Source organism: Flavobacteriales bacterium (genome assembly GCA_025210295.1).
In the GTDB taxonomy this organism is placed as follows: Bacteria; Bacteroidota; Bacteroidia; order Flavobacteriales_D; family Parvicellaceae; genus S010-51.
The window spans coordinates 52,537-71,307 of the sequence record JAOASC010000040.1; the positions used below are offsets into that span (position 1 = coordinate 52,537).

Genomic DNA, 18,771 nt, shown 5'->3' on the forward strand with positions numbered 1-18,771 from the left:
AATTATGAGCGTTATATTTTTATAACGCTCATATAGATCCATAATATAAAAAATACTTGCAATGGGACTCTAAACCATAAATAAGATAAACCAGGACCATCAAGAGTTCCTTTTTGATAATCGATATGATGATAGGTTGCATAGATATTTACAGGTAACATTACAATGAAAAAGAGAACTAAGAAGTAAGTTGTAACAAGTTGATAATCTTTGGTGAGTAAACCTATTGCGAAAAGTATTTCGAAGATTCCTGTAGCATAAACAGCAAACGTTCGATAAGGGATAAATTTCGGTAGCATCATGGTCATACCTTTGGTGAAAATAAAATGACCAATAGCAGTAAAAAGAAGCATGCAAGACATGGCAATTCGCCCTGCTAAAGAAAAGTTATAGCTTTGTTGAACTAATCTTAAAATAAGTATTGCAATAAAAAAACTTGCAAGCAAAACAATTAAAGGTTTCATAAAGTTATTGTATTCAATGAACAACAAAGGTCAATAGAATATAACCAAAAACACTGAACCCAAGTTAATTAATCCTCATATACGCTTTCTAATTCTACTTAATGCTTGTGGAGTAACACCAATGTAGGAGGCAATATATTTTAATGGGATTTCACGAATTAAGTTAGGGCGTTGGGTGAATAAATTCAGGTAACGTTCCTCTGCTGTTTTAGTGAGTAAATCATGTTCTCTTTGAGACTTAATTAAAAACATTTTTTCGGCCATTTTTCTGCCGATACTATTTCCACATTCGGTTGTACGATATATCAATTGCAAATCTTTGTATGAAATTCTCCAAAGGATACTTTCCGATAAGGTTTCAATGGAGTAGGTGGAAGGTATTTGGGTTATCAATGAATCATAAGCAGTTGCAAATTCATTTTTAAAAACAAAACCAAAAGTAATTGCTAAATCTTCAGTAGGAATAAAGAAGCGAATAATTCCCTCAGCAACAAAGTAAAGGTACTTTTCAGTTTTACCTTTAGCAGTAATTGTCGTGTTCTTGGGAAGTTTTATTTTTTGTAGTTTAGAAGAGAACAATTCCCATTCATGGTTAGAAATAGGGTAAAGGGTTTCGATATATTGTTTTAACTCATCCAAATTTATTAGTGATTTATTGCTAAGGTATCAATAATCAATAAAAAAGCCTATTAGCAAAACTAATAGGCTTTTAACAAATTATTATTTTTTTTAGTGCTCATGACAGTGTACATCGTATTTGTTACCATCAGCGTCAGTATAACCATTTGCTTCTAGGTCTTCTAACTCGTCACCACATTTCTCTCCTAATTCAACTTCAGTTTCTGCTCCGTTTACCATTTTTTCGTAATGACACTCATGGCATTCTTTCTTTTTACAAGCGTTTAAACTTAATAAGAATACAGATGCTCCGATAATTAATGTTAACTTTTTCATTGTTTTTGGTTTTTATTTTATATTTATTTTTAAGCCGATATATATATTTCTACCGGGATTATTAATGCCTAGATATTTTAATTGGGATAGGTGATTAATATATGCTTCATTGAAAAGGTTTCTAACTCCAAAGTTTAGTTGAGATTGCCATTTAAAATTAAGATCAAGATGAACACCTATATGAACTAAATGATAGTCGATAGAAGCACTTTCGTTAAGTCCTATATTGTTTTGTGGTAAGAAATATTGATGTTGTAAACTAATGTTATTCAATGCGATCTTACCTTCTCTTTTTCCTTCATATTTAATTAAGGAATTAAGTTTAGGTTGCGGAATTAAAGGGAGGAATGCATCCTCACTTAATCTTCCTTCAGTATATGAGAAATTGGTTTCAAAGTGAATTTGATGAGCAAAATGTGGGTGATAGTGTACTCCCAGTTCTCCACCAAATAAAGTTGCTTTATTAGCCTGTTGGTATTCATAAACATTTTTGTTGTCTATCATACTGTCTAATGGCGAAATATAGATGTAGTTATTGATAAGGCTAAAATATGGGTTGATAATAATCGAAAGGTGCTCTTTGCTCAACTCCCAACTTAAATCAACTTGGTTGGCTTGTTCAGATTGTAAGTTGGTATTACCAAGTTCATATCGAAGTGCTGCATGATGAACTCCATTTGAGTATAGCTCAGAAGTATTAGGAGCTCTATAGCCACTCGATAAGTTGAGGCGGTAGACATTGCTTTTGTTTTCATAAGCAAAACCAGTAGAATAATTGATGCTATTAAATTGTTTTTGTGTACCGTTTTCTGTTCCTTTGAAATCGTTGTTTAGTTGTAGGTGTTTAAAATCATATCTTATACCTGCTTGAAATTCGAGCTTTTTAATAGAACGATTATATAAAGCAAATAATCCATTTTCAAATGAGGTTGCATCAGGAATAATTTGTTCACTAGCCCTTTCATTACTATTATCTTGTAGCATACCTTGAACACCTATGACGATTCCTGATTTTTCAGCAGGGATACTATATTGGATGTTATAATTGGTGGTATTAAGTAATAGGTTAATTGCTGGAAAAGTTACTTTTTCATCATATTCTTGAAGATGATTAATTACATGACCTACTTTCATGCTTAAGGTATTTTTATTGAAGTAAAATTTATTATCCAATAACAAATAGTGGTTATTAATAACTTGTGCAGGAATAGTTGTAGCTCTGCTTTGTGATGTCGATAAAAAGTCTTTTAATGTTGCATTAGCACTATGTGTATGACCTGGTATTCCCACTCTACCGCTTAGGTAGTTATATTTTAAATTAAGATTATAATTTTTCTTTTGATAACCAATAGCGGTTTTAAAATTATAATTACTAAATCTAGCATTTTTCACAAACTCACCCGATGGGATTTGATAATCAGCTTGAGAACTTTGACTACCAAAAATATTAACGCGTAAATTTTTAAGAGAAAATTTTGTCCCAACCTCAGAGTTAATCCCTAAATTATTCGATTCAAATGAACTTTTTATATAGCTTTCAGGTTTAATGCTATAATCTTGATCAGTAAAATAAATAATTCCGCCTAATGCATCAGAACCATACAATAAAGAAGCAGGGCCTTTAATGATTTCAACTCCTTTTATTCCAATATTTGTAATTCCTGTTCCGTGATCAGCTCCCCATTGTTGGTTTTCAATACGTAACCCATTTAATAAAGTAACAATTCTACTTCCAGAAAGTCCTCTAATGGTTGGTTTACTAATACCAGCTCCATTCCCAGTAGTCTCCACTCCTGGAATATTACTAATTTGTTCAACAATGTCAGAAGAAGGAATATAACTGAGTTGTTCCATTTTTCTGGCTTCTACATTGATAATATGCTGACGCTGTAATTGACTGTTGGGTACAGATACAATGACTTCTTCTAAATGGTAATGTAAGGCCTCAAGTTCAACTTTTGTAGTGTTTTTTGTTAGTGTAATTATTTCACTTTTGTAGCCTAAGGCTTTTACTTCGACTTCTTGAGGTAAAGTAATTGTAGAATCAATGGATACATCCCCATTTTCGTTAGCATACAAGGTCAGGCTCAGGTCTAGCATATAGATTGATGAGGAGGAGATCCCTGATTGAGATTCTTTGTCTACAATTGTACATACAGTAGTTTGTCCAAAAATTAGAAAGCTGCTGAATAAAGTAATTATAAAGGTAAATAATTTCATTAAAAATGAGTTATCTTTGAAACTTCGTTGCAAATATACGTAATTAAAATGCAACCTTGTTGCAAGTTATGGTAAAAAATTTATTAAAGTCAAAAAAGATAAGGGAAACAGCCTTTCGTTTAAAGGTCTTAGAAATTCTTCTAGTAGAGAAGAAGCCTTTGACAGTAGAAGAAATTGAGAAGCAATTAGGAAAGTTTGATCGAATAACACTTTACAGAACAATTAAAACTTTTGAGGATAAGGGAGTTATCCACGAAATAGTGATTGCTGGTGAACCCAAACGAATTGCTTTATGTGCTTCTTCTTGTAAAGATGGGGAACACCATCACCATTTAGAACATATTCATTTTTTTTGTGAGACTTGTAAAGAAACTTACTGTATTGATCATGTTGAAATTCCAGAAATTAATATACCTAATTACGTTATTAATTCATTTGACTTCCAAATGAAAGGAATGTGTGAGAAGTGTCTAAATAAGTAGAAGTATAACTTTTTTATATATTTGTAGTACACAACTTGTATGACACTAAGAATATTCCCTTTCTTTTTTCTATTAATTCTTTCCTTAAAGAGTTGGTCTCAGGTAATTAATGAGGAGATCAGACCTGCTGTCAATAGAGGGACAGAAGAATTTTTAAAGGATTATTTATCGATTAAATACCCTGGAAGAAAATTTACGGATTTTATTTATGTGGGTGTTAAACGGCAAGAATTGTATTTATTTAGAGGAGGAGAGCTCTTGAAAGTATACCCAGTATCTACTTCAAAACATGGTGCAGGTTCAGTCGAAGGTAGTGAAATGACTCCAGTGGGGTTACATAAAGTGCATGGTAAATTTGGAGAGGATATTCCTGAAAATGGCATTCTAAAACACAAACGTTTTACTGGTGAGTTGGCAGAAATAGAGTATAGGCCAATGCCCATCAATAAAGATATTATCACCACAAGAGTTATTACTATAGAGGGATTAGAAAGAGGAGTGAATAAAGGAGGTAAGTTAGATTCCTACGATCGACACATCTATATCCATGGTACAGCAGAAGAAGGGTTGATAGGGCAACCAGCTTCACATGGATGTGTTAGATTAAAGAATAAAGATGTAATGGATTTATTTGATTTGCTCTCCAAAGGTATGTATGTAATCATTCTGAATAATTGATTGTGGGGAAGGGATTGATCCAATGATTTAATGCCATAATGCTTGATTTAATTTTCTATTGGTATAAATAATTGGTTATTTCTTTTATTAACAGTTTATCAGCACATCATCTAATCAACCCATCATCTAATTAGCTCATTATCTAATTCTCATATTCTCTCATCATCAAAATTATCTAATAAACGTTAATTTAAATCACAATTTTGATTTTAATAAAGCTATGTTGTACATTTGCAGCAGTAAAAATAAGTTTTTAAAAACACAAAAATGACAAATACAGAAAAATTACCTTACAAAGTAAAAGACATTAGTCTTGCTGATTGGGGAAGAAAAGAAATTAAATTAGCAGAAGCTGAAATGCCAGGTTTAATGTCTCTTAGAGAGGAGTACGGAGAATCTAAGCCTTTAAAAGGAGCTAGAATTGCTGGATGTTTACACATGACAATTCAAACTGCTGTTTTAATCGAAACTTTAGTTGAGTTAGGAGCTGAGGTAACTTGGTCTTCTTGTAATATCTTCTCGACTCAAGATCAAGCTGCTGCTGCAATTGCTGCTGCTGGAATACCTGTATATGCTTGGAAAGGTATGACTGAGGAAGAGTTTAACTGGTGTATTGAGCAAACGTTATTTGCATTTGAAGGAGGAAAGCCTTTAAATATGATTTTAGATGATGGAGGTGATTTAACAAATATGGTTTTAGATGATTATCCTGAGTTGGTTGAAGCGATTAAAGGGTTATCTGAAGAAACAACAACTGGTGTGCATAGATTATATGAGCGAGTTAAAAACGGAACTTTAACTATGCCAGCTATTAATGTAAATGACTCAGTAACAAAATCGAAATTTGATAACAAATACGGATGTAAAGAGTCTTTAGTAGATTCAATTAGAAGAGCTACAGATGTTATGTTAGCTGGAAAAGTAGCTGTAGTTGCAGGTTATGGCGATGTAGGTAAAGGTTCTGCTGCTTCATTAGCAGGTGCTGGAGCAAGAGTTATTGTAACTGAAATTGATCCAATTTGTGCATTACAAGCTGCAATGGACGGTTTTGCTGTTAAGAAAATGGATAACGCTATTAAAGAGGCTGATATTGTTGTAACAACTACAGGAAACAAAGATATTATTGTTGGTAAGCACTTCGAAATGATGAAAGACAAAACTATCGTTTGTAATATTGGTCACTTCGATAATGAAATTGATGTTGCTTGGTTAGATAACAACCACGGTTCTACTAAAGTAACTGTTAAGCCACAGGTTGATATGTACAATATCAATGGAAATGATATTATTTTGTTAGCTGAAGGACGTTTAGTAAACTTAGGATGTGCTACAGGTCACCCTTCTTTTGTAATGAGTAACTCATTTACAAACCAAACTTTAGCTCAAATTGAACTTTGGAACAATAGTGAAAACTATGAAAACCAAGTTTATATGTTACCAAAGCATTTAGATGAGAAAGTAGCAAAATTACATTTAGCTAAGATTGGTGTTGAATTAGATGTATTATCTCAAGACCAAGCTGAGTATATTGGTGTTACTGTTGAAGGTCCATATAAACCAGAACACTATAGATATTAAGATTATCTTAAAACAAAATATAAAATCCCGTTAAGTAATACTTGACGGGATTTTTTTATGGGTAAATTAAACGAGATAATAAAAGAGCGAGAACTTTTGATCGTAGGGAGAAGGAATATAGTCAGTTCGACTTTCGACAGAAGTATTGAGAACTAGGTAGACTGTTGGAGTAGAATAAAGTGACGACAACCTTTTTATCTTATGTAGGATAATAATGCAAAGTATAATCCAAGTCTAAAAATCTTGAATCTCAAAATGATCTAATTCGCTATTTAAGATAAATAACCTATTTAATCTTGGCAATTTTAATCCCTAAGTAACCATAAGCCACGGTCATTATTGGACTTAAAATATTGAAGAAGCAGTAAAAGAAATACTCCCCTGTAGCAATGCCCAAAACACTAGATTGCGCCATTCCACAGGTGTTCCAAGGGACTAATACCGAAGTAACAGTTCCACTATCTTCAAGAGTTCTACTTAGGTTTTGAGGGGCTAAACCTCGATCTTTATAGGCTTTTGCAAACATTTTACCTGGGACAACTATTGCAAGGTATTGATCAGAAGTTGTAACATTAAAGCCAATGCAAGTTGCTGTAGTTGTTAAAATTAAAGACCCTTTTCCTGTTTTTTTCTTGGAAATCATAGCCTCGGTAATAACTTTTAAAAGTCCCAGTTTCTCCATCATTCCACCAAAGCTCATCGCACATACAATTAACCAAATAGTATAGAGCATTCCATACATCCCTTTAGTAGAGAAGAGTTCATTTACCATTTCGTTTTCTGTTATTACATTTGTTTCTATTGTCAATGCATTGACTACAGCTCTATAGGATGCTTCAATAAAAGAAGTATTTTCTAAATTAGAATTTTGTCCTAGATCTTGAATAATTTCAGGTTGAAAAATAATGGCAAATACACCACCTAAAATGGCGCCAGTAAGAATAGATGGAATAGCATCAATTTTCTTAATAATCATAAAAATAACAACAACTGGAACGATAAATAATGCAGGAGTAATATTAAACTTTCCTTCAATGGTTTTCAAGATACTGTCGATATCAGCTGTTGACGCCTCTGCGTCGAAGAAAAAGCCAATAATCAAAAATATAATTAAGGTTATAATTATAGATGGAACAGTAGTCCATAGCATATAACGAATATGCGTAATTAAGTCGGTCCCAGCAACAGCAGGAGCTAAATTAGTGGTGTCGCTCATTGGCGACATTTTATCACCGAAATAAGCACCTGAAATAATTGCACCAGCAGATAGTCCTGCTGGGATTTCTAGTGCAGTACCAATACCAAACATTGCAACACCAACAGTAGCTATAGTACTCCACGAACTACCAGTTGCTAAAGAAACAATAGCACTAATGATACAAGCAGCGACTAAAAAATAGGTAGGGTTTAAGATGTGTAAGCCATAATAAATTAGCGTAGGAACGATTCCACTAATTAACCATGTCCCAGCCAAAGCACCAATCAATAAAAGAATCATTATTGCTGGCATAGCTGTACCAATTGCTGCGCTCATACCTTCTAACATTTCTTTCCATTTATAGTTTAATCGATAACCTATTAAACCAGCTACAACAGTCGCAATAATCAACCCCATTTGATTTCCTCCCTCTAAATTTAAATAGACAGATAATGAAAGCAAGATAATTAAAACAACAATTGGAATAAGTGCTTCAATTAATATCGGTTTTCTTTTGTCTTTAGACATAATCATCGTGTTTTAATCATCAGATTGATTAAAGTTATAAATCTGAATAGTTTTGTTTTTTGAGCGCAAAAAATTGCCACACAATACTTTTGTTATATACTCCTACCAATTGACTGTACTTTTTTTGAGGTAAAGCCCTACGTTGTTTGTTGAGTTGAGGAATATGTTTGTAATAATGAAAGTGAGATTTAATAATGCTCCAAATGTTCTTAAATTCTCCCCCAAATAAAAATTTAATACCTGCAATCCCATCTAATACTAAACGAATAAAAATGACAAGAGGTAAGAAACCGTCATAGTTTTTGTGCAAAGTATACAGACTATTCCTAAAATTAAGATAAGTTTTGAAAGGACTCATATAATCGAGTGTTCCACCTCCAACATGATAAACAGTACTATTGGGTAGGTATAAAATCTTTTTCCCCGAATTCTTTATTCGCCAACAGAGGTCTATTTCTTCCATGTGTGCAAAATAGTTCGCATCAAAACCTCCTTGTTCTTTAAAAACGTTTGCTCGAATAAATAAACAAGCACCAGTGGCCCAAAATATTTCAGTAGGAGCATCAAATTGACCTTGATCTTGTTCTGTATAATTAAAAATTCTTCCTCTACAAAAAGGATAACCGTATTGGTCCATCATTCCTCCTGCAGCTCCCGCATGTTCAAAATGACTTTTATTATTGTATGCCAAAACTTTAGGTTGAGCAGCAGCAATGTCTTGATCTTGTTCAAGAGCATCAATTACAGGCATGATCCAATTATCAGTAACTTCGACATCAGAGTTTAAGAGAATAAAATAATCTGCTTCTAAAGATTTTAATCCCTCATTATACCCGCCAGCAAACCCATGATTTTCTTTATTAATAACCAGCTGAATTTTTGGAAAAAACTGCTTTAAGAAAGTTATGGAGTCATCAGTTGAAGCATTGTCAATAACAACAATTTCGGCTTCCTTACTCTTAGAAACAACGGTAGGTAAAAATTTCTCTAGCCATTGTTTACCATTATAGTTTAATATTGCAACAATTATTTTCAAGTCACCAAAAATAACATTTACACCCGAAATAGACTAAATAAATTGAAAAAAGCTCATGAATAGGTGATTTTATGGAAGTAACGAATCAAATTAGGAGGTAAGCTATGATTTCGTAAAACATTATTAAAGAATGTTTAAACGAAGATAAAAAAGGGCCTGTTTGTTGAAAACCTTAATAAAAATAGCCTTTTTGTTGGTATCTATTATTGAATTAGAGAAAGCTCTAAATTGAGAATTTCTATTTTTGTTACGAAGTAAAATTAAATATGGATTATATTAAAGTTAGTTTTGAACTTGCCCCTGTTTTACCTGCAAGAGAAATCTTATATGCAGAATTAGGTGAGTTACCTTTTGAATCTTTTGAAGAAACTGATAACGGCATAGAAGCCTATATCCCCGCTCCGAGTTTTAAGGAAGAAATGCTTAAGGATTTAATGATAGAGCGCCTTCCCAATCAGGGAGTTAAAATAGCTACAGAAACAATAGAACAACAAAATTGGAATGCTGTTTGGGAAAGTAATTTTGAACCAATTGTTGTCAATGATCGTTGTGTAATTAGAGCGCCTTTTCACGAGAAAACAGCGGTAGATTATGAGGTCATCATTTCCCCTCAAATGTCTTTTGGAACTGGACACCATGAGACTACTTTTTTGATTTCAAATGAGTTATTTCATTTAAACTTAAAGAATAAAAGTTTACTTGATATGGGATGCGGAACAGGTGTTTTAGCAATTATAGGACATTTATTAGGGGCGCATCCAATTGAGGCAATTGATATCGAAGAATGGGCTTATGAAAATACCAAAGAGAATAACACCTTAAATAAGGTGGAGGGGATGACAGTTTTACATGGAGATGCTGCATTATTAGAAAATAAGAATTTTGATGTGATTTTAGCAAATATTAATCGAAATATCTTACTCAATGATATGACTACTTATGCAAATTGTTTAAATAAAGGAGGAAAGATCTTGTTCAGTGGTTTCTATGAAACAGATGTCCCTACAATAAAGGCCTCGGCAGAAGAAAATGGTTTAATTTTTGAGAAAATAGAAGTAAAGAATAATTGGGCAATGGCGTTATTCACTAAATAAAATAGAACAACATGAAAATGAAGATCATTATAATACTAGCTTTAGTATTGTCAATTTTTACAAGTTATGGGCAAACTTTTAGCTCAGACTCTGTAAAGTTTTATAAGGAAGTTTCTTCTTATTTGAATAGTATTTCAAAAGTAAAATCTAAAGACTTTTTGAAAGAATTTGAAGACTCGTGGTATGGTGGGAATTTTACACCTTCTCAACGTACAGAAGTGTATGCTACTTCTAATCTTATTGTAGCTAAAAAGTTAAAGCCATTTCCAGATTTTTCAAATTATCTAGATGCTATTATGAATTTTGGACAATCAGGAAAGTCAATCGATGAATTTAAAAAATGGCATGAGACCTTAAATAAGGTACTAGAGGGTAGGAATAAGAAGAAAATGCAATCTTACATAAAAACAAGTAAAGAATTGTTTGAAAATAACACCATCTATAGCTCTTCTTCTACCGTATGGAGAGCTAGTAATAACAACTATCATTTTGTCTATGATAAGGATCCATATATTGTATTTGATGAGATGGATTTAAAATGTTATTCTAAAAGAGATAGTAGTGTATTATACAAAACTAAAGGAACTTTTTATCCCGTTACATCAAAATGGATAGGTGTTGGAGGTAAATTAACATGGGAAAGAGCTGCTTTGTCCAAAGACACTGTATATGCTTTATTGAATGACTATGAAATAGGGATGAAAAGTGCTGGTTTTACAGTTGATTCAGTAGATTTTTATAGCAACTATTTCGACAAACCTCTTAAGGGGAAATTATATGAAAAAGTTTTGGCCAATAGGGGAGCAGATAAAGTGGCGTATCCAAAGTTTGAATCCTACAGTAAACGTTTATTGATTAAAGATATATTTCCTTCGATTGATTATGATGGAGGGTTTACACTTACTGGACAAAACTTACAAGGTTTAGGAACAATAGATAACTTATCTCGACTTATTTTTTATAAAGATGGACAAGTATTTTGCAAGACAGAAGCATTGAGCTTTGTTATTAATGCTTCTGAGATTAGTTCAGAGAAAGCGAGTGTTAGTTTTTATATAGAAACGGATTCGATTACTCATCCAGGTTTAGAGTTTAAATACACTAATAAAGATCAAAAACTAACCTTAATTAGAGGAGGGCAAGGGTTAGGATTGTCTCCATTTTATAATAGTTATCATCAATTTGAAATGTTTTTCGAAGCTTTGTATTGGAAAGTTGGAGATCCTGTGATGAGTTTTGGAGCATTGTTCGGTAGTTCTGATAGCTCTGCCTATTTCAATTCATTCGACTATTTTGATAGAAATGTTTACGAAAGACTAACTGGAGGTGGGGTAAATCCTTTGGTGAAAATTAAACAATATGCTCAAAAAATAGCGTCTAAGGAACTGGATTTAGCTGGTTTGGCGACTTATATGGGAAAAACAAAACAGACAGCTGAGCTAGATTTATACAAATTAACGACAATGGGGTTCTTAACTTATGATAAAGAGCGAGAGCAAATATTCGTTAAAGATAAACTCTATCATTATATTGATGCTAGGAAGAAGAAATCAGATTACGATGCTGTAGTCATTGCTTCACAGGCAAGGACCAATGCAATCTTGAACCTTACGTCGAATGATTTGAAGATTAATGGAGTCAAAAAATTTACCTTAAGTCAAGCGCAATTTGTTAAAGTATATCCAGATAATAAAACTGTCACAGTAAAGAAGAATCGTGATATGGAATTTAGCGGGATTTTAAATGCTGGTAGAACAGAGTATTTTGGAAACCTCTATAAGTTCTCTTATGATGACTTCAAAGTGGATCTTTTGGAGTGTGACTCTATGCGTTTAAGGGTGTATAATAGAAGTAAGAACGGCCCACCACAGTTGAGGTTAGGATCAACAATAGAAGGGGTGAGAGGAGAAGTGTTACTTGATGACCCTAACAATAAATCAGGAATTGATACTTCAATTACCGATTATCCTAAAATTAATTGTACGAAAAAGACGTTTGTTTTTTATGACAGAAAGTCTATTCAAAAAGGAGCCTATAATAGAGATAAGTTTAAGTTTATATTAGAGCCATTTTCGATGGATAGTTTGGATAATTTCTCTAGAGTAGGAGTAGAATTTGATGGTGAGTTTATTTCTGCAGGAATCTTTCCAAAGTTTGATGAAACATTAAAAATTCAAAAAGATAACTCCTTAGGATTTGTAAGAAAAACACCTAAAGATGGTTATGGTATATATGGTGATAAAGCCAATTATGACAATGAAATAAGGTTAAGTAATAAAGGTTTACAAGGTAGTGGTGAAATTGATTTCTTGACTTCTCATGCAGAATCTAATGAAATTACTTTTTTACCTGATTCTTTAACAGCTGTAGCTCAAACTTATCATAATAAGCAACAAGCGTCTAATCCTGAAACTCCTTTGGTTAAAGGGACAGACTGTGGGATTACTTATATTCCTAAAAAGAAAGTGCTTTATGCCTATAGTATTGATAGTGATTTAGAGTTCTTAAAAGATGGTGAAGCAACACTAGAAGGACGTTTATCATTAACTCCTGAAGGTATGACAGGTAATGGTTTTATGTATTTTGGAAATGGAGTCATGTTCTCGTATAATTATAAATATAAACAACGAGTGATTGATGCAGATACCTCCGCATTTAAGATTCGATCTGAGCTGGAGGGAGAAATGGCTATCAAAACTGAGAATGTAAGAGGGCATGTTGATTTTGATGCTCGTAGAGCAGAGTTTAGCTCTAACTCAGGTAACTCGAATATCGAATTTCCAGAAACACAATATTTATGTTACATGGATAAGTTTATTTGGTTAATGGATGAAGATGGAATTGAGCTTGAGAAAAAGAAAAGACAAAACATCTCTATTGATAGTGATTTAGATATTACTGAGTCTAACTTCTATTCAACGAACCCTAAACAGGATTCATTAAACTTTGCCTCATCTAAGGCTAGATACGATATCAAAAAGAAAAAATTAGTTTGCTCAAATGTTGATTATATTACTGTTGCTGATGCAAGAATTTTCCCAGATAGTGGGGAAGTAGTGATCCGAAAGAAAGCAAAAATGGATCAATTAGAAAACGCAAAAATTTTGGCAAACTATGTTACTAAGTACCATAATATATCAGAAGCCAGTGTTGAAATTACTGCATTAAAAGCCTATAAAGCTTCAGGATATTATGATTATATAGATATCAATAAAAAAGTTCAGAAAATTTATATGGACAAAATTCAACCTGATACTACTTTCCAGACAACAGGTAAAGGAAAAATCAGTGATAAAGTGAAGTTCTTTATGAGTCCTCATTTTGAATTTAATGGAGAAGTTGAAATGTTAGCATCATTAAAACCTTTGAATTTTAATGGGGAAACCAGAATTAATCATGAATGTGCTATCGATCAAAACTGGATGAGCTTTGAGGCTCCAATTGACCCTGAAGATGTTATGATTCCAATTAAAGAAGAGATGACTGATAATAGTGGAAATAGTATTGGTGCTGGTTTGGTGATGAATAGTGATTCAATTGGGATATACTCTACATTCTTGTCTAATAAAGTAAAGAAATCACATGTTGATGTCATTACAGCTAGTGGATTTTTAAAATACGATGAAAAAGCTAAAGAGTATCAAATCTCAAATACAGAGAAGTTAAAAGAAAGAACACTTCCAGGAAACTTCATTGCATTGAATACAGAAAGTTGTGAGATGGAAGGAAGCGGTAAGTTTGATTTTGGTGTAAACTTAAGTCAATTTAGATTAACACCTGTAGGGCAAATTAATTATAACCCGCAGACTAAAAAAATTGATGTTAAGTCAGCAATAGCATTTGACTTTCCTTTTAATAGTGATGCTTTAGATAAAATGGCTAAACACATTGTTGAGTATCCAGATATAGAACCTGTTGATTTGAATAATGCAATGTATGAGCAATCATTAAGAGAAACAGTTGGCTTAGTAAAGTCTGACAAAGCAATCTCTGATTTAAGTATCCACGGAAAAATTAAGAAAATGCCAGATGAGTTGAACGTTCCAATGTATCTAGCAAATGTTGATTTTGCATGGGATCCTTCTCAAAATGCATACGTTTCTAGTGGCAAAATAGGTTTAGCAAACTTATTCAAAAAACAAGTGTTTAAACAGTTAGATGGAAAAGTGGTGATCCATAAAAGAAAAACTGGAGATGAAATTAGTATCTATTTACAATTAGATGAAAATAATTTCTATTACTTCAATTATAAACGTGGTTTAATGCAGGCATATTCGACAAATACTGATTTTAATACTGTTATTGAAGAAACGAAAAAAGATAAAACTAAATTCAAAGGGAAGAAAGATGAAGAAGATTATCAATATATGCTTTCTACCAAAACTAAAGCAATAGGTTTTAGAAGAAAGTTTCAGTAGGAATAAATGAGAGTTATTAATAAAAAAGAGCAGTTTGTATCACATTCTGCTCTTTTTTATTTGATGATAGTTTTGCGTACTTTTTACCGTTGATTATTGCATAAATCGATCTTTTTTAGAGTTAGGAATGTAAAAGTTATAAGCAGGTTTTCTCATTAATGGTTTAATTCCTAATTCAGCTCTTTAAACTGTTGAGTCAATTCTTTATTATTAGAATAGCATGATATGTTTAATCCGTTTTTAGGAGCAGAAATTATAGAATGATGAGCTAAAAAATAATCAAAAAACCAATGCTCTTCAATGAAGCCTAACACTGTTTTATTCTAAAAATATTCAAAAGAGAAGTAGGGCATTATTAGATTTTAATAAATTTAATAACCTCAGATTCATTATTCTCAAATGTTACTGTGATGTAATAGGTGCCAGCTTTCCAATTCTCAGTAAAGTTAATTGTAGCTAGGTTTTGACCTATTTCTATACTTTGATTAATTGATTGTACAGGTTGTCCTAAATAGTTGGTTACAGTTAATTTAGCTTGTTGTGCTACATTACTATTTATCAAAAGAGTTATTTGGTTGGTGAATGGGTTTGGGTAAGCATCAAGTACACTATTTCTAGGGGCTGAATATTGTATTCCAGCTGCTTTACTATAAGCCTCATAAAAATTAGGAATTCCATAACCGATTAAAGAATCAGGAGCAAGATATTGACTGGAGCTTTCTTCAATTAATTGTTTGAGATCCATGTTAGAATACTGAGGTAAACCTTGCCATAAACATGCAGCCATACCTGCTGTCATAGGGGCGCTAAAAGAAGTTCCGCTACCACGTTCTATATTGCTAGACCATGGTGAAATATAATAGGTATCCCAACCTACAGATGCAATATTGGGTTTTACATCTCCATCGGAAGATGGGCCAACGCTACTAAAACCTCCTCGGTTTCCATTTTCATTAACAGCAGCAATAGTCAACACACTATCAGCATCAGCAGGAGTAGAAATGTATTTCCAATCAGATTCACCATTGTTTCCTGCACTTGTTACCAATAGTATTCCTTTGCTAGCTGCAATATCAGATGCTATAGCTATTCTGGTTGTGTTTCCATCTAAATCAGCATACGTATGATTTTGGGTTGAATCGTCAAAACGTGTATAGCCTAGTGACGTGTTGATAATATCCACACCAGCAGAGTCTGCATATTCTGCTGCTGCAACCCAGTTGTCTTCTTCAACAATTAATTCGCTGTTAGCATCTTCAGTTCTGAGTAAATGAAAACTAGCTTGAGGGGCGCTACCATAATATTCTCCAGGAATATTTCCTGCTATAATAGATAAAACGGCAGCACCATGTTGATGATCTTCGTATACATTATCATCATGATCAACAAAATCTTTAATACTTAAAATTCGATGATCAGAAAATAGGTGCTCTAGCCCTCTCATGTTGTCAACATTTAAAAAGCCTGCATCAATAACAGCAATATGTATTCCTTGACCTTTAAAACCAAATTCATGGAGCCGTTGAGCTTGATGTAAATTCAATTGTTGATAGGTTGCTCCGTAGGGATAATGTTCCAAGTTATGACTAGATAGGTAAGCCTGTTTGTTGGTATTAAAAGGAAGTGCAACCTCCTCCTCGTATGTTATTGGGAGGTACTGAACATTTCTAATGTGTTCAATAAAGGAAATATTATTTAGAAGATTGATATGGTTAGAGTCATTGGTACTGATGGTAATAGCATTCAACCATTTTGATTGATTTTGCAAATAAAAATTTCCACTATTTAAAATGGAGTCAATATAAGTTTGATTGACAGGAAGATCATTGAATAGAATAGGAATGTTTTGTTTAGTACGTCTTAAAATAGCTCGTTCAGAAAGAAATTCTTCAGGGAAATTAATAGAGTAGGGACTATTGTTTTTGTCTGTGAATTGAACCCAAAATTTGATGGTGTCATTTTGGGCCATACTAAGAAGAGGTAGGTAGAAAACAAGAAGAAAAAGTAAAACTTTATTGACCATGATTGATGAGTTTCATTTCAAGTTCAGTTCCCTCATTAATGTCAGTAACATCAAAGAAATTAATCGATAAATCTTTATCAGACTTATAAATTAATCCGACATCTTTGGCATATACTTCTTTGGCTTTTTGGTACTCAATAGCATTTACATTGTCTTGTTGAACCACTATGACCGTAGAATCAAAGTTTATATTATTTATACTATAAGGGTTATGAATACTATCATATTTGTAAGACAATTCGGCTTCAGAATTATAGGCATTACCATTCCATATTTGTCCTCCTTTTACAGGAAAAATAAGTTTAGTGTATTTTACATTTTCTTCTGTTTGTTGGTAGGCTGAAGCTGTTTTTTTGCTAGTCCATACATCTTTAATTTCCCAATTTTCGGTTGTTGAAGTTCTCCAATAACGTTCCAATCGATAGGTGGTAGCATCTAGTTGTTCTGTAATGATTTCTTTAAGAAAATACTGAGTGGTATCATGCGCTCCTGTAGTGGAATGTGAGATTTCAGTCACTTTATATTCATTCCATTGCCCCAATTCTGTAGGAATATAGTTATAATGAAAGTTAATGGTAGCAGGAACATCTTTCTTCTTACAACCAATAAAGAGAAGTGCAATGAGGAGCGTTATGATAAATCTATATGTAAACATTAAAAATGTTGTCTAGTAAAGTTAACGAAAAAATATCAAAATATTGTGACTAAGTATACTCTTTTATCACTTGGGTAAATGATCTTCAAGGCTTATACCAACTGGCGTATTTGACATAATTATTTGCAACACGTTCAATTTCTCCCTCCAATAAGTGCTGTCCCACAGGTTTTATTTTTTTGGCTGGAATACCAGCATAGATATAGCCGGGTTCTGTAATCGTTCCTTGTGTTAAGATCGCTCCAGCTGCTACAATCACATGTTCGTTAACAATACAGCCGTCCATAACGATTGCTCCCATTCCTATGAGAACATTATCTTTAATCGTGCAGCCATGTACAATGGCTTTGTGTCCAATAGAAACATTATTTCCAATAGTTGTAGCAAATTTATTATAAGTACAATGGATAATAGCTCCATCTTGGACATTGACTTTATTTCCTAATTGGATAGTATTGACATCAGCTCTAACCACACTGTTGAACCAAAAACTACAATCGTCACCAGTTGTTAAGGCTCCAATTAGAGTCGCATTTTCTGCGATATAATTATTTTTTCCGAATAGGGGAGTATGATTTCTAACGGTCTTAATTAAGGGCATAAATCCGTTAGGTTTTATTTTTTCAATTGACCATCTACATACTTTTCTTCTCTGCTTTCAGAACCATCAGTATTGTAATATACCCATGTTCCTGTTTTTTGATAGTCGTACATGTTTTTACTGTAAACTAAATACCCTTTCATTTTAACCCCACCATTTTCATAGTATTCAGTTAAGGTATATGTTAATTTCTTTTTATGAGTAAGTTCCATTAATGAAGAAGGCTGCTCGTTACTATAATAAGAGCGTTTAGCAATATGATACATCAACCCTTTGTGATATTCTTCATAGTACTCCATTTTTCCATTAGGATGATAATCAATCCATAATTTAGGATACCCTTCCATATATTTAACTTGAGACTTTAAAGTTCCATCTTGATAATATAAGGTAAGTTTAGATCTAAAGTTGTCAATGTTAGCAAAGTCACGCTCTACAGCACCATTAGGGTAGAAGTTTTTATATATTTTCAATTGCCCCTCGATATAATACCCTCTGTGTAGCATTTGTCCACTAGTGTAAAAATCTTCAATCCATCCGTTTACAGCATAGCCTCTTTTCATCCTTACAGAGTCTCCTTTTAAAGCAATATTCAAAGGTTCGTAATAAGTAATTCCATAAACCTCATCAACTATAGCTTCAGTAAATTCAGGTTCTCTTACCATCTGTTTCTCCAAATTTTGTTGAGAGAATACGATATTAGAGGCTATTAATATAAATAACGTAGAAAGTAAAACTTTAATCATAAATCAGTTAATTAGCTAATAATTGTATATGCAATCGCTAATATACTAATTAAAGACTTTTATTAAAATAAACTTTATGCTTTTTATATAAAAAGC

15 protein-coding genes are annotated in these 18,771 nt (G+C 32.8%); 5 read left to right on the plus strand and 10 right to left on the minus strand.

The genetic code is table 11. The annotated features are described in order from the left end of the window. Window positions 1-11 precede the first annotated feature (11 nt). From N4A35_11670 to N4A35_11685, 4 genes are all read right to left on the minus strand, one after another. Window positions 12-464 carry a hypothetical protein gene (locus N4A35_11670; protein ID MCT4582068.1) on the minus strand — a complete coding sequence of 151 codons (453 nt, stop codon included), beginning with the start codon at window positions 462-464 and terminating at the stop codon, window positions 12-14. 75 nt (window positions 465-539) lie between these two features. Then, on the minus strand, window positions 540-1,103 hold the full coding sequence (locus N4A35_11675) for a Crp/Fnr family transcriptional regulator (GenBank protein MCT4582069.1): 564 nt from the start codon (window positions 1,101-1,103) through the stop codon (window positions 540-542). 90 nt (window positions 1,104-1,193) lie between these two features. After that, complete coding sequence (locus tag N4A35_11680) at window positions 1,194-1,418, minus strand: hypothetical protein (GenBank protein MCT4582070.1); 225 nt, start codon at window positions 1,416-1,418, stop codon at window positions 1,194-1,196. Window positions 1,419-1,430: 12 nt separating this feature from the next. Next, complete coding sequence (locus N4A35_11685; protein ID MCT4582071.1) at window positions 1,431-3,638, minus strand: TonB-dependent receptor; 2,208 nt, start codon at window positions 3,636-3,638, stop codon at window positions 1,431-1,433. Between the two features lie 68 nt (window positions 3,639-3,706). On the opposite strand from N4A35_11685, the gene N4A35_11690 reads away from it, so the two are divergent. The 3 genes from N4A35_11690 to ahcY all read left to right on the plus strand — a co-directional run bounded on the left by N4A35_11690 (window position 3,707) and on the right by ahcY (window position 6,376). Continuing rightward, on the plus strand, window positions 3,707-4,120 hold the full coding sequence (locus tag N4A35_11690) for a transcriptional repressor (protein ID MCT4582072.1): 414 nt from the start codon (window positions 3,707-3,709) through the stop codon (window positions 4,118-4,120). A 39-nt stretch (window positions 4,121-4,159) separates the two neighbouring features. Further along, a complete protein-coding gene (locus N4A35_11695; protein ID MCT4582073.1) occupies window positions 4,160-4,798 on the plus strand; it encodes a L,D-transpeptidase in 639 nt (212 codons plus the stop codon). 267 nt (window positions 4,799-5,065) lie between these two features. Beyond that, window positions 5,066-6,376 carry an adenosylhomocysteinase gene (ahcY, locus tag N4A35_11700; protein ID MCT4582074.1) on the plus strand — a complete coding sequence of 437 codons (1,311 nt, stop codon included), beginning with the start codon at window positions 5,066-5,068 and terminating at the stop codon, window positions 6,374-6,376. A 286-nt stretch (window positions 6,377-6,662) separates the two neighbouring features. Here the strand turns inward: ahcY and nhaC are convergent, their stop codons facing one another. Next, complete coding sequence (gene nhaC, locus N4A35_11705; protein ID MCT4582075.1) at window positions 6,663-8,102, minus strand: Na+/H+ antiporter NhaC; 1,440 nt, start codon at window positions 8,100-8,102, stop codon at window positions 6,663-6,665. Window positions 8,103-8,136: 34 nt separating this feature from the next. Beyond that, window positions 8,137-9,138 (minus strand): glycosyltransferase family 2 protein, encoded by a 1,002-nt coding sequence (locus tag N4A35_11710; protein ID MCT4582076.1) that lies wholly within the window; start codon window positions 9,136-9,138, stop codon window positions 8,137-8,139. A gap of 266 nt (window positions 9,139-9,404) precedes the next feature. On the opposite strand from N4A35_11710, the gene prmA reads away from it, so the two are divergent. Further along, complete coding sequence (gene prmA, locus N4A35_11715; protein MCT4582077.1) at window positions 9,405-10,232, plus strand: 50S ribosomal protein L11 methyltransferase; 828 nt, start codon at window positions 9,405-9,407, stop codon at window positions 10,230-10,232. Between the two features lie 17 nt (window positions 10,233-10,249). Then, complete coding sequence (locus N4A35_11720) at window positions 10,250-14,650, plus strand: hypothetical protein (protein ID MCT4582078.1); 4,401 nt, start codon at window positions 10,250-10,252, stop codon at window positions 14,648-14,650. Window positions 14,651-15,005: 355 nt separating this feature from the next. Here N4A35_11720 and N4A35_11725 read toward each other — a convergent pair whose 3' ends face one another. The 4 genes from N4A35_11725 to N4A35_11740 all read right to left on the minus strand — a co-directional run bounded on the left by N4A35_11725 (window position 15,006) and on the right by N4A35_11740 (window position 18,675). Then, window positions 15,006-16,673, minus strand: a complete 1,668-nt coding sequence (locus tag N4A35_11725; protein MCT4582079.1) for a S8 family serine peptidase — start codon at window positions 16,671-16,673, stop codon at window positions 15,006-15,008. After that, window positions 16,663-17,328: a hypothetical protein gene (locus N4A35_11730; GenBank protein MCT4582080.1), complete on the minus strand. Its 666-nt coding sequence runs from the start codon at window positions 17,326-17,328 to the stop codon at window positions 16,663-16,665. The genes N4A35_11725 and N4A35_11730 overlap by 11 nt, the downstream gene beginning before the upstream one ends. A gap of 85 nt (window positions 17,329-17,413) precedes the next feature. Then, complete coding sequence (locus N4A35_11735) at window positions 17,414-17,929, minus strand: gamma carbonic anhydrase family protein (GenBank protein MCT4582081.1); 516 nt, start codon at window positions 17,927-17,929, stop codon at window positions 17,414-17,416. 14 nt (window positions 17,930-17,943) lie between these two features. After that, window positions 17,944-18,675, minus strand: coding sequence for a hypothetical protein (locus N4A35_11740; GenBank protein ID MCT4582082.1), 732 nt, complete (start codon window positions 18,673-18,675; stop codon window positions 17,944-17,946). Between the last annotated feature and the right edge of the window lie 96 nt (window positions 18,676-18,771).

Excerpts from the sequence above, each read along its gene's own strand:
- N4A35_11670 (MCT4582068.1), bottom strand. The coding sequence starts at position 464 with ATGAAACCTTTAATTGTTTTGCTTGCAAGTTTTTTTATTGCAATACTT.
- N4A35_11680 (MCT4582070.1), bottom strand. The coding sequence starts at position 1,418 with ATGAAAAAGTTAACATTAATTATCGGAGCATCTGTATTCTTATTAAGT.
- N4A35_11685 (MCT4582071.1), bottom strand. The coding sequence starts at position 3,638 with ATGAAATTATTTACCTTTATAATTACTTTATTCAGCAGCTTTCTAATT.
- N4A35_11690 (MCT4582072.1), top strand. The coding sequence starts at position 3,707 with ATGGTAAAAAATTTATTAAAGTCAAAAAAGATAAGGGAAACAGCCTTT.
- N4A35_11695 (MCT4582073.1), top strand. The coding sequence starts at position 4,160 with ATGACACTAAGAATATTCCCTTTCTTTTTTCTATTAATTCTTTCCTTA.
- ahcY (MCT4582074.1), top strand. The coding sequence starts at position 5,066 with ATGACAAATACAGAAAAATTACCTTACAAAGTAAAAGACATTAGTCTT.
- nhaC (MCT4582075.1), bottom strand. The coding sequence starts at position 8,102 with ATGTCTAAAGACAAAAGAAAACCGATATTAATTGAAGCACTTATTCCA.
- prmA (MCT4582077.1), top strand. The coding sequence starts at position 9,405 with ATGGATTATATTAAAGTTAGTTTTGAACTTGCCCCTGTTTTACCTGCA.
- N4A35_11720 (MCT4582078.1), top strand. The coding sequence starts at position 10,250 with ATGAAGATCATTATAATACTAGCTTTAGTATTGTCAATTTTTACAAGT.
- N4A35_11725 (MCT4582079.1), bottom strand. The coding sequence starts at position 16,673 with ATGGTCAATAAAGTTTTACTTTTTCTTCTTGTTTTCTACCTACCTCTT.
- N4A35_11730 (MCT4582080.1), bottom strand. The coding sequence starts at position 17,328 with ATGTTTACATATAGATTTATCATAACGCTCCTCATTGCACTTCTCTTT.
- N4A35_11735 (MCT4582081.1), bottom strand. The coding sequence starts at position 17,929 with ATGCCCTTAATTAAGACCGTTAGAAATCATACTCCCCTATTCGGAAAA.
- N4A35_11740 (MCT4582082.1), bottom strand. The coding sequence starts at position 18,675 with ATGATTAAAGTTTTACTTTCTACGTTATTTATATTAATAGCCTCTAAT.